10 protein-coding genes are annotated in these 12,417 nt (G+C 46.6%); 3 read left to right on the forward strand and 7 right to left on the reverse strand.

The annotated features are described in order from the left end of the window. Positions 1-5: 5 nt before the first annotated feature. The 7 genes from RIH33_RS19110 to RIH33_RS19140 all read right to left on the reverse strand — a co-directional run bounded on the left by RIH33_RS19110 (position 6) and on the right by RIH33_RS19140 (position 8,726). Entirely contained in the window at positions 6-1,370 is a 1,365-nt protein-coding gene (locus RIH33_RS19110; RefSeq protein WP_406651373.1) for a Na(+)-translocating NADH-quinone reductase subunit A, read from the reverse strand. Positions 1,371-1,481: 111 nt separating this feature from the next. Then, positions 1,482-2,378, reverse strand: a complete 897-nt coding sequence (locus RIH33_RS19115; protein WP_406651372.1) for a 4-hydroxy-3-methylbut-2-enyl diphosphate reductase — start codon at positions 2,376-2,378, stop codon at positions 1,482-1,484. Beyond that, complete coding sequence (gene cmk / locus RIH33_RS19120; RefSeq protein WP_406651371.1) at positions 2,368-3,033, reverse strand: (d)CMP kinase; 666 nt, start codon at positions 3,031-3,033, stop codon at positions 2,368-2,370. Before cmk ends, RIH33_RS19115 begins: the two co-directional genes overlap by 11 nt. Before the next feature lie 148 nt (positions 3,034-3,181). Next, complete coding sequence (fabD, locus tag RIH33_RS19125) at positions 3,182-4,054, reverse strand: ACP S-malonyltransferase (protein ID WP_406651370.1); 873 nt, start codon at positions 4,052-4,054, stop codon at positions 3,182-3,184. A gap of 52 nt (positions 4,055-4,106) precedes the next feature. Beyond that, complete coding sequence (locus RIH33_RS19130) at positions 4,107-4,547, reverse strand: thiol-disulfide oxidoreductase DCC family protein (RefSeq protein WP_406651368.1); 441 nt, start codon at positions 4,545-4,547, stop codon at positions 4,107-4,109. Then, on the reverse strand, positions 4,511-7,384 hold the full coding sequence (locus tag RIH33_RS19135) for a gliding motility-associated C-terminal domain-containing protein (protein ID WP_406651366.1): 2,874 nt from the start codon (positions 7,382-7,384) through the stop codon (positions 4,511-4,513). The genes RIH33_RS19130 and RIH33_RS19135 overlap by 37 nt, the downstream gene beginning before the upstream one ends. A gap of 4 nt (positions 7,385-7,388) precedes the next feature. After that, the gene (locus tag RIH33_RS19140) at positions 7,389-8,726 is read right to left on the reverse strand and encodes a T9SS type A sorting domain-containing protein (protein WP_406651364.1); all 1,338 of its coding nucleotides are present in this window, start codon (positions 8,724-8,726) and stop codon (positions 7,389-7,391) included. Between the two features lie 171 nt (positions 8,727-8,897). Here RIH33_RS19140 and RIH33_RS19145 point away from each other — a divergent pair, with 171 nt between their 5' ends. The 3 genes from RIH33_RS19145 to RIH33_RS19155 are packed head-to-tail and all read left to right on the forward strand — an operon-like array spanning position 8,898 to position 12,362. Next, positions 8,898-9,563, forward strand: a complete 666-nt coding sequence (locus RIH33_RS19145; protein WP_406651363.1) for a succinate dehydrogenase cytochrome b subunit — start codon at positions 8,898-8,900, stop codon at positions 9,561-9,563. Between the two features lie 7 nt (positions 9,564-9,570). After that, positions 9,571-11,580 carry a fumarate reductase/succinate dehydrogenase flavoprotein subunit gene (locus RIH33_RS19150; protein WP_406651361.1) on the forward strand — a complete coding sequence of 670 codons (2,010 nt, stop codon included), beginning with the start codon at positions 9,571-9,573 and terminating at the stop codon, positions 11,578-11,580. A 38-nt stretch (positions 11,581-11,618) separates the two neighbouring features. Further along, entirely contained in the window at positions 11,619-12,362 is a 744-nt protein-coding gene (locus tag RIH33_RS19155) for a succinate dehydrogenase/fumarate reductase iron-sulfur subunit (RefSeq protein WP_406651360.1), read from the forward strand. The last annotated feature ends 55 nt before the right edge of the window (positions 12,363-12,417 follow it).

Genomic DNA, 12,417 nt, shown 5'->3' on the forward strand with positions numbered 1-12,417 from the left:
TATGATTAGCTATTTTTTATCATTTCTATACCCTCCCTCAAAATCTTCTGTATCTCATTCTTAGAAGGATCTATGAACTCACACAGGGCTACATCCTCTTCTACCAGTTCGAAGATTCCAAGTGCCTCCATGTCATCATAATCCTCAGAGATAATCGCCTTGAAAAGATAAGTTGGTAAGATGTCCATCGGGAGGACTTTCTCGAACTCCCCGGAAACCACAAATGGACGATCTTCTCCGTGTGTATTGGTGTCTACTGCATATTCTTTTCCTCTGTTCAGGAATGAAAGCAATCCCAATGCTCTGTGAAAGCTTAGTTTCTTAGTTGATGGCTTGATCCAGCCCAAAAACTCCTCATAGTCGCCCTCAGGGATGACCGTGACTTGATTATGGTAAAAACCCAAATAACCAGCCTTGCCACAGTTTTCTCCGGTAAGAGGATTTCCGGCAATAAATCGCAAATGACCTGTAGGCACCTCGCTACCGAAAAGCTTTTCAAGCATCACACCTGAGTAAGTCTTTACGTAACCCGGGTTTTTCACTTCTGAGCCTGTAATGGCCACAAGCTTGGATGCATCATACTTGCCTTCTATGAACAGCTGACCTATCTGAGCCACCCCATAAGGAGTTACTGCCCACACAATGTCTTTTTTACTGATTGGATCCAGGTGATGGATCTGCACACCAACATTCCCTGCCGGGTGAGGTCCAGAAAACTTATTCAGCTCTACCCCATTGGCCTGAGCAAAAACCTGAGGAACCTCAGCCTGCCCATTGATATTGAGATGCACCTTGCCAGGCGTCAATTTTCTGAGGATATCCAGCCCTGCCTGGAAGAATTTTTCTTTGTCACCCAACTGGAAGGCCACATCCGGTGCCAGTGGATTGGTATCAAATGCCGAAATGAAGATCGCCTTAGGAGTATCCTCAGCATTGGCTACGATTCCGAATGGTCTCTGGATGATGTTTGGCCACACACCGCCGGCCTGCATTTGCTGGAGGGCCTCCTCTTTAGACAAATTGGCCAAATCAGAGGTAGAGAAAGTCTTAAACTTCTCAAAAACCACTTCTTTATCCGCCAGTATCTTTATCTCCAGTAGTTTTCTCTTTTCTCCACGCTTAATTTCCACCACTTCACCACTCACCGGAGCACAGTACTTCACACCTTCCGACATTTTGTCGTACAGCATGGCAGTACCTGCTTTCACAGTATCTCCTTCTTTGACCAAAAGTTTTGGTCTGGACATGTTGATGAAATCGGTAGGTTTTAAAGCGTAAGTTTCTGAATGAGAAGACTCTGAGATTTTCTTTTCCGGTTTTCCGGCCAGGTTGATATCAAAACCTCTTTTTAGCTTTATCGTTTTCGACATTTTGTATAGTTGCGATCTACTTGAAAATCTGAGCAAAAATACAAAAAAAATGTTCAAATGAAATGTTTGGCAGCATCAATAGGAAACTGTTTTTCCACATCAGGAAAAGTGTCAGACTCCAGCCAACTGAGGCTCCTGAGCCTGTAGGAATTCAGCTACTTTTTCCATCAGCCAACGAGGAGTGGAAGTAGCTCCGCAAATACCCACACGATCCTCCGAGTGAATCCAGTCGAGCTCAATTTCGGTCTCGTTTTCGATGAAGTAGCTCCGGGAATTATTTTCCAGACACACATTGTATAGCGCCCGCCCATTAGAACTCTTCTTACCGGACACAAAAAGGACTACATCATGTTTATTGGAAAACTCCACCATTTTGGGCTCCCGGTTGGACACCTGACGGCAGATGCTGTCATTGGCATTAAAGTCCTCTACGGTAAATTCTCCTTTCTCCTTGCTGATCCGCTCCTCTATAAGCGCCTTGATGTGGTAAAAGCCTTTGGTGCTCTTGGTGGTCTGACTGTATAGTGTCACCGGTCTGGTGAAGTCAATCTGATCCAGGTCCTCTTCTGAGCTGATGATAATCGCCTCGTCATTGGTCTGTCCCGTCAATCCGACCACTTCGGCATGTCCCGTTTTGCCATAGATCACCACCTGACCATTGCTGGCCACGGCTTTGTCATAGGAGTGTTTAATTCTGTTTTGAAGTTTTAATACTACCGGACAGGAAGCATCTATCAGTTCAATGTTATTTTTCAGGGCCGTTTCATACGTCTCGGGCGGTTCGCCATGCGCCCGAATGAGCACCTTGCAATCATGCAACTGCTCCAGTTCCTCACGTGTGATCGTCCGTAGCCCCTTGGCATACAGGCGCTCCACTTCCATGGCATTGTGTACGATGTCCCCCAGGCAATACAGTTCCTGCCCGCCTTCCATCTCATCTTCTGCCATTTGTATGGCAAACTCAACTCCAAAACAATACCCTGAATGTGGATCTATCTCAACTTGCATGGATTTTCTCTTTGGCTAAGGATACAATTTTATGAACCTGATCGGCAAAAGTCAAATTTGAGGTGTCTATTTCCACGGCATCCTCTGCTTTACGAAGCGGTGATTCAGACCTTGTGGAGTCAATCTCATCTCGCTGTGATAAATTATTTTCAATCACATTAAGTTCCTCCATGATGCCCTTTTCTGCTAATTCAGTCTGGCGCCGCTCGGCGCGAATTCTTGTATTGGCGGTCATAAACACCTTGAGCTCCGCATGAGGAAAAACCACAGTACCTATATCTCTACCATCCATTACAATTCCTTTGCCCTTCCCTATTTTCTGCTGCTGAGCCACCATGGCATGTCTCACCATGGCAATGGTACTGACAGCACTCACATGCTCATTGACCCGCATTGTGCGAATCTCATCCGTTACATCCTCACCATTTAACACCACATGTCCCTCCTCAAAGCGAATATCCAGGGTATCCAGGGCATGCTCAACCTGGCTGGCATCATCTAAGGAAACGTCTTGCCTCAGAAAATACAGCGTCGTGGCCCTATACATAGCGCCGCTATCTATATAGGTGTAACCCAACTCGTCCGCTACATTTTTAGCGGTAGAGCTTTTTCCCGTACCCGAAAAGCCATCTATGGCAATGGTAATTTTATGCATTAGCAGTCTTTAATTGGGCAAGGTATGGGCTTTCCTTTTTTGATCTGTCTGCTCTTATCTATAGAGTTTGAGGGGCCTTTTCGGCAGCCCCCCATGATCATGAGCAGACAAATGGAGATCATCATCGATATGGTTCGGAGGTTACGCATCAGATGCTGGCCGTCTCTACTCCCGAATCTATCTTTCTGATCAACCCCTGTAATACCTTACCCGGGCCACACTCCACAAATGACGTGGCTCCATCTGCTATCATGGCATTGACACTTTGTGTCCACCGCACAGGAGCGGTGAGTTGAGAAACCAGATTTGATTTGATTTCCATGATATCGACATGTCCTTTGGCATCCACATTCTGATAAACAGGACACTTGGGTGCACCAAAAGCTGTGGCCTCTATGGCCGCCGCCAGTTCTTCACGTGCAGGTTCCATTAATGGAGAGTGGAAAGCACCCCCTACTGGTAAAATTAAAGCTCTTTTCGCTCCCGCAGCTTTGAGTTGCTCACAGGCGATCTCGACACCCTTGATGGAGCCGGAGATCACCAGCTGACCCGGGCAATTATAATTGGCTGCAACCACCACCTCATCGATGCCTGCACAAATATCCTCTACTACCTCATCTGCAAGGCCCAAAACTGCAGCCATCGTGGACTCCTGCTGCTCACAGGCCTTTTGCATGGCCATCGCGCGCTTAGACACCAACGTGAGGCCATCCTCAAAACTCAGTGCACCATTGGCCACAAGTGCAGAAAACTCTCCCAGGGAATGCCCGGCGACCATGTCTGGTTGATAGGTATCGGAGATCAGGGCGGTAACCACACTATGTAAAAAGATGGCTGGTTGTGTCACTTTGGTCTGCTTGAGCTCATCGGCCGTACCTTCAAACATGATGGTTGAAAGTTTGAAACCTAAAACATCATCAGCCTGATCAAAGAGTTGCCTGGCCTTAGTGCTGCTATCGTACAAATCCTTCCCCATACCAGGAAACTGTGCTCCCTGTCCAGGAAATACAAATGACTTCATATGTTACGTTTTGAGTTGATTGGTTATTTTAAGCGTGCAAAGCTACGAAACATCAATAAGAATCGAGAAATCTTTCCTTCAAATCAGGTGTAGGCACCCGGCACGTTTCCTGCCTCCCAAACCACCGATAGCGGTTTTTGGCAATCCAGTCATAGAAAAAATCCCGAATAAACTTAGGAACAATTTTAAAAACCGACAGCAACCGCCAGGGACCACCCAAAAGGCTCGCTACCTCCAGTGCTGCATCGCTTTTATGGTATAGGTGACCATTCTTCAATAGGAGTATGCTCTGAAGGAGTGATGGATTCACCTCATATCGGGCCAACTTATCGTGCGCAAAATCAGACTGCAGGGAAGCAAACAGAAATTGTCTGTCCGTATCCCGGTCTATCACAAAATTCACCGCAGAATTACAGAGATTGCACACCCCATCAAAAAAGATAACGGGACTCTCTACTACTTCAGAATTTGTAACCAACCGTTCAGCGTCCATTTGGTGTCTTTCGGGTTCAGCACATCCACGGTGACTTCAGCTACATAATAATAAACCCCCGCAGGTAGTTCCTGACCCCATTTATTTTTTCCGTCCCAATTGATGTAGATCCCTTCGGGGTTTTCAAATGAGTTGTAGGCGTATAGTTCCGATCCAGATCGGTCAAAAACCCTAAAATCCACCTGAAGAACAAATCTGGGGCAGTCCGCATCATTGAAGTTGGCAATGTTGAGTCCTTTTTTATAAAGTGGACTAAATACATCATTGATGCCATCATTATTCGGTGTGAATACATTCGGCAGTTTATAGACCGGACAGTTGTCATTACAGATTTCTTCCGTCAGCTCACTCTCATTGCCAGACCGATCCACGGCCGATATCCTATAGCAACCTTTCAAAGATGAAAGGTCCATATGATCATACCGTGTGTCAGATGGGGTGGCTATGATAGCATAATCTTCCTCTCGACCGCTAGACGTGAAATACACATTATAGAAGGAAATATCATCATCACAATCCGGATCTTCGTCGGATGTCCAACTCAACTTCTGGGTATAATTATTGGATCCGCAGGGCTGACTGGCCAATATACTCGCACAATCCAGCTGATCTGCAATGGTCACTACGGGAGGAGCACAGGGTGGTATGGTATCATTGGGCTGTCCACATCCTATCTGCGAGCGATTGATCAGGGGCTCCGGCAGCAGAGGATTGAAGTAAGAGCCCTGAGCAGTCACGGCATAGCAGTATTCTATGTCTTCATCCAGCACCTCATCGTTAAAATTACCATTGTCCAAATAGTAAAAACCTGCAGATGTGACATCTACAGAATCTATCAGCACCATTTGATCCAGGTCACCACTCAGTACCTGATCTCTGTATATATAATGGTATGGATAATCCTGAACGGTATTGGACCATGGCACAGATGCAGCCCAGTTGAGTTCGATGGACTTCAACAAAGGCCTCAGAGCCAAGCGAACACTGCTGGCTGTGGCCGATGAATCCACCAGCACCCCGCCGGCATCATAAAAACGCACAAAATAATGATAGGCATTGGCGAAAGTATTGAGACCGATATCTGTAAACACGGTATCTGTAATTCCGGAAGCAATCAGCTGATAAGGCTTGGTCGCAGCAGGATTCAATCCTTCTGCTCTGAAAACATCATATTTATAGTCCGGAGGATAGAGTACCTGATCTATCTGATAAGGTGGAGCCCAGCGGACCAAAATTCTTCCCTCTGTTTCACTGGTGGTGAGCACATCTACATTGGTGATAGCTGGTGCATCTATGACAATGCTGTCACAGACTTCTTCGGACACATAGCTCTCACCGCCACCCGGCAAGGGGAAAGTAGCAACTAATCTGTAGCAATATTTCGCTCCGGGAGCCAGACCCTTCCCTTCATTATTGTCCAAATATTCAGTGATCGGATCCTGACTGACAGGGTCCAGCATCGGTATTTCATCAATCAATCGGTACCCCGAATTAGCAGGCATCCCCACATTACAATCATCTGCTTCTATTTCAAACTCTCCTACCCGCCTCCATATCTGCATAGATTCGGCATTCACACAATTATACTTATCCCACTTGAGCCTGATAGATTTTCCAGTTTGAATGCTGGATTCAAGACCTTTCGGAGAAGGGCCTACCACAGTGATCAACAGGGTTTCAAAATTCACCAGTCTGGGCCCTACATCCGGCTTATCCGTAACCTTAAACTGCACCTCATAAGGCCGCACACGCACGTGTCCGCATTCTGTTTCCCACTCAAAGGATAAAAAGCCTGGCGGGCCCTGAAAGGTAGCTGGATCTGGCTGGTAAGTTGCTGATGTACCATTGACCTCAAAAGGGCCTCCGTAGGCCTCAAGTTTCACTTGCTGACCATCAGGATCTGTACCCTGAATAATCTCGCTGACGGTCTCCCCGGCTTCCACACACAAGTCCTCGGGAACTTCCAGTTCCGGGCGCTCATTGTCCGTTTTCTTCACAATGATCTGCATATCCCGAGTGACATACCCAAGCTTAAACCACTGTCCGGCCACCTGGCGCCATTCTTCAATGACAAAGGCAACATTATATTCTGCCACATCACCCTGATTCAAAAGGTCACCAGGGGCATCCCACTCCAGATCGCCGCGCACAGGATCCATGGTCAAACTGGCAAAACGATTTTGTTCTTCATTTCCCTGGTTAGGGATGCTGTAAAATTCAGGTGCATTCATCACCCGATAATTATTTACCTCGGCACCCCGTGCCTGCTTGGGTGTCACAAACTTGTATGAAAGGCTGTCCCCATCCGGATCAAAGGCCCCGGGGTTATGAATAAACCTGGCACCTACGGCCGCAAAGTCTATTGGGGGCACTAAAAGCACTGGGGTGTTATTGAGACCGAAAAAAGGGTCAATCACAATCATGGACTCCACATAAAACGTGGTATTCACTGAATTATCCATATTAATGATCCCTTCATTGCGAAACTTCTCTTCGTAGCTCACCACGTAGGAGTTGGCAGCCTGGTAGGTATGCACCACTTTGAACTGCACCATTTCTATTTCATTATCAATGGGTGTTTCCACGATATTGAATCCCCGCTCCTGGATTTCGCTATCGCCAAACCGGAAAATGCCATCTCCGAAATGAATGACCGATCCGGAATCCCGATATCCGGTGAAAGTAAACTCGTAGGTAAGGGTAAGATTATTGATCCGCCTGGCGGTGATTTCACCAGCGCGAATGTGAGTGGCATGAACACTGCCGATGCCCAAACCAAACAGGATGAGCCAACAAGCTATTTTAATAACGAAAGGATTAACCGTGCTGTTCTTCATTCAATCATTCAACAATTAGCAACTTTTCCACCCCAATCAAACGATCAAAACCATCGAAAAATTGGATCACATAAGTCCCGGGCTGCAAATTACCTAGATGGCTTAAAGATACTAAAGGATTTTGGACCATTCCTGTATAAATCTGTTTGCCCGATAGGGTAATTATTTTATAACGGGAAAGGTTGCCGGATTTGTCGTTTATTTTAAAATCTCCATCCGAGGGGTTGGGATACAAAGAAATCTCTTGCGAATCGAGTGGCACACCAGTCACCAGCTCCCTGATAGCTGTAAGTGATTCACACGCGTGGCTGTAAAAGACATTTCTGCTCTGTACATAATCTTCAGAATACACCCTGACGTGCCCATAATCGTAGTTTTTTGCGGAGGCAATCAGGTCAAAGTGAAAAACAGTGTCTCCCTGAACAGATAGGCCATTCAGAGATGTGGACTGACTACCATCCGCTAACTGATAAAAAGGTAAGTCCACTTCCAAAGAACACTGACCTGCCTGCTGCAACTCCAGGTAAAACGCTTCCGCCTCACAAACTGAAAGGACGCTTTCTATAGTGGGATGATTCTCTACAGAAGGAACAATCTCCACATTAAAATCCAAAATAGTACGGCTCAACGTCAACCAATTATCTTCCTGCTTCCTCATCTCCTGCACCTGAACAGCAAACGTATACAATGACTCTTGCCCAGACGCATGATTCCCTACATCCCAGGACATATTGCCGGTAAAAGGATCCACCTCAGCTCCGGCAAAATGATAACCAGAAACGCTCATATCCCGGGCTTTCCTCGGTGTGACCAGACTAAAGACCAGGAGATCCCCATCCGAATCGCTTGCCTGTACAGCCTGTGTGAACCTATTCATGTTAGCAGCCAGTAGTAAGTGAGATGCATCAAACTGAGGAAAGGAATTTTGAAAAAAAGGATCAATCACAAAACTCGTCTCTATGTAAAAACTTTCGCTGACTGAGTTAGTAACATTCAAAATCCCGTCCGTCCTCATATCCTTTGAATAACTTACTGTATACGCCCCGGGTCCTGCATAGGCATGCACCACTTCAAAGCTGACCAAATCATGGTGATCTGATATCGACTTGCGAGTCACCACCACCTCTGCACTGTTGACTGTACCGTCACCGAAAGATAAAACGCCATGCCCGAAGTGGACAGAAGAAGCCGCTTCACTAAAACCAATGACACGCAGTGTAACAGTAGTGCCCTCTACCTTTTTTATGCTGATATAGCCGCCGGAAATATGCGTTGCGCATGCTCCAAACCCGATCACAGACAGCATGAAGCCAATGAAAAATTTCCCTAATTCTTTAAACATCTCAGATAAACACTCGGTTCGCAATTCCAAAACAGTTAAATTAAAGAATAACCCCTAACTGAACTTAAATAAACTTATTTAGACAGATTCAAAATAAGATCTTAGATTGTTTGGGTGGAACTTGGGGACTACCTTTGAATCCGACATAAATTTGAAAATTCAGATAATCATATGAGTTGGTTTTCCAATACCTTTTCGAGTTCCATCGGCAGAAAGTTTGCCATGGCCCTTTCGGCAATATTTCTGGTCTTATTCCTACTAATGCACCTTACGACCAACATGCTTTCGGTTATCAGTGCAGATGCCTTTAACGAGGCCTCCCATTTCATGGGTACCAATCCGGTGGTGCAGTTTCTACTTCAGCCGGTTTTAATTTTTGCAGTGCTGTTTCACTTTGTGATGGGATTTATACTGGAAGCAAAAAACAGAGCTTCCCGGCCCATGAAATATGCTAAAAAGGACACTGGAAATGCCTCATGGATGTCTCAAAACATGATCTACAGTGGCCTGGTCATTCTCGCATTCCTGGGGCTCCATTTCATCGATTTCTGGATTCCGGAGATGAACTATAAATATGTAGCTCAGCTACCTGAAGTAACCGACCGCTATTATGATGAGCTGGTGCACAAGTTCCAGAATCCGCTAAGGGTTGGCGCATATGTGATTTCCTTCGTACTGCTTGCCCTGCACTTATTGCACGGTTTTCAGTCGTCACTACAATCCATGGGGATCAACAATAAATTTACCCCAGGCATCAAAAAATTCACCGAGGCGTATGCCATCGTTGTTCCGTTGGGTTTCGTTTTGATCGCTCTTTATCACTTCATCAATCATTAATCAAGTCATGCAGATAGGTTCTAATTTCCCCTCACAATTACCAGAAGGCCCGCTTGCAGATAAGTGGACAAATTATAAAAATCACATCAACCTGGTCAACCCGGCCAATAAGCGACTTATTGATGTTATCGTAGTAGGAAGCGGACTGGCAGGAGGTTCTGCCTCAGCCACCCTTGCAGAGCTTGGTTATAACGTAAAAACATTTTGCTTTCAGGATTCTCCCAGAAGAGCTCACTCCATCGCGGCTCAGGGCGGGATCAACGCAGCCAAGAATTACCAGGGAGACGGAGATTCTACCTACAGACTGTTTTACGATACTGTAAAGGGTGGAGATTATCGTTCTCGTGAAGCCAATGTTTACAGACTGGCTGAAGTTTCAGCCAACATTATCGACCAATGTGTAGCACAGGGTGTGCCCTTTGCCCGTGATTATGGTGGGCTTCTGGATAACCGATCGTTTGGAGGGGTACTGGTATCCAGAACCTTCTACGCGAAAGGACAGACTGGTCAGCAGCTTCTGCTGGGAGCGTACTCAGCCATGAACAGGCAGATAGCCCGCGGAAAAATCAAAATGTACAACCGCCATGAGATGTTGGAACTGGTCATGGTGGATGGCAAAGCACGGGGCATCATTGCCCGCGACCTGGTGACTGGCGAAATTGAAAGACACTCCGCTCATGCAGTAGTGATTGCTTCCGGAGGATATGGCAACGTATTTTTTCTTTCCACGAATGCTATGGGGAGTAACGTGTCAGCTACCTGGAAAATACATAAGAAAGGGGCCTGGTTTGCCAATCCCTGCTACACCCAAATTCACCCTACCTGTATCCCGGTATCCGGCGATCACCAGTCCAAACTGACCCTCATGTCTGAATCATTGCGGAATGATGGCAGAATATGGGTGCCTAAAAAGATGGAAGATGTGGAAGCTATTCGGGCCGGAAAGCTGAAAGCCACAGACCTCCCGGAAGAAGACCGGGATTATTACCTGGAAAGGAGATACCCTGCTTTTGGCAACCTGGTGCCTCGTGATGTGGCTTCCAGAGCCGCCAAAGAAAGATGTGATGCAGGTTTCGGTGTGAATGTCACCGGAGAAGCGGTATATCTGGACTTTGCGTCTGCTATAGAAAGGTATGGAAAAGAGCAGGCACACCTGAAGGGACTGGATGAAAATGACAAAAAAGTGGTCACCGACCTGGGCAAAGAAGTAATCAAATCCAAATACGGCAACCTTTTCCAGATGTATGAGAAGATCGTAGATGACAATCCATATGAGATGCCCATGATGATCTACCCTGCGGTACACTACACCATGGGTGGCACCTGGGTGGATTACAATCTGATGTCGACCATACCGGGCTGCTATGTAATTGGCGAAGCGAACTTCTCCGATCACGGAGCTAACAGACTCGGGGCTTCCGCCCTGATGCAGGGGCTGGCAGATGGATATTTTGTATTGCCCTATACCATCGGAGACTACTTGTCCAATGACATCAGGACCGGAAAGATCCCAACTGATACGCCAGAGTTTGACGAGGCAGAGAAAAGTGTAAGGGATCAACTGGAAAGGCTCATCAATAATAAGGGCACCAAATCAGTGGATTACTTCCACAAAAAGTTGGGCAAAGTGATGTGGGATAAAGTAGGGATGGCCAGAAATGCTCAGGGATTGAAAGAAGCCATGACTGAAATCAAGGAAATCCGGGAAGCCTTCTGGAAGGACGTAAAAATCCCGGGAACGCTTAACGAATACAACGAAGAGCTGGCAAAAGCCGGACGAGTGGCTGATTTCCTCGAATTGGGTGAATTGTTTGCCAAAGACGCCTTACATCGTGAGGAATCCTGCGGCGGACACTTCCGGGAAGAGCATCAAACCCCTGAGGGAGAAGCCAAAAGAAACCCGGCGTTTCAGTATGCTGCGGCCTGGGAATATAAGGGTGAGCCAGGTGAGGCTGTACTCCACAAGGAGGAGCTGAAATACGAAAACATCGAAGTAAAAGAAAGAAGTTACAAGTAATAGCCGCAAGGCACTTTACGGAAAATAAATACCGAATTATGGACCTTAAACTAAAAATTTGGCGTCAGAAAAACGCCGACGATAAAGGGAAGATTGTCAACTATGACATCAAGGATGTGTCCCCTGATATGTCATTTCTTGAAATGCTTGATGTTCTCAACGATGAGCTCATCGGCAAGGGAGACGATCCTGTAGCCTTTGATCATGATTGCAGGGAGGGTATCTGTGGCGCCTGCTCACTTCAGATCAATGGAAAACCTCATGGTCCGGACACAGCCATCACCACCTGCCAGCTCCATATGAGAAAATTCAAAGATGGAGATACGGTCTACATTGAGCCATTCAGGGCGAAGGCTTTTCCGGTCATCAAGGACCTGATCGTGGACAGGAGTTCCTTTGACAGAATACAGCATGCGGGTGGGTATGTTTCGGTGAATACATCCGGAAATACTCAGGATGCCAACGCCATTCCGATCAATAAAGACGATGCTGACAAAGCATTTGATGCGGCTACCTGTATTGGCTGTGGTGCCTGTGTAGCAGCCTGCAAGAATGCATCTGCTATGCTCTTTGTATCCGCCAAAGTCTCGCAATTTGCCTTACTCCCTCAGGGGCAGGTGGAGCGTAAGATGAGAGCTGAGAAGATGGTCGCCCAAATGGATGAAGAGGGCTTCGGAGCCTGCACCAATACTGGTGCCTGTGAAGCGGAATGTCCCAAGGAGATCAGCCTGACGAACATAGCCAGGCTGAACCGGGAATTTCTCTCCTCCAGTTTCACCTAAAATTAAAAATTCAAACCCCGATACCCTCGGGGTTTTTTATTGCGTTTAAATTCAA

Origin of the sequence: Marinoscillum sp. (assembly GCF_040222955.1) — a bacterium.
In the GTDB taxonomy this organism is placed as follows: domain Bacteria; phylum Bacteroidota; class Bacteroidia; order Cytophagales; family Cyclobacteriaceae; genus Marinoscillum.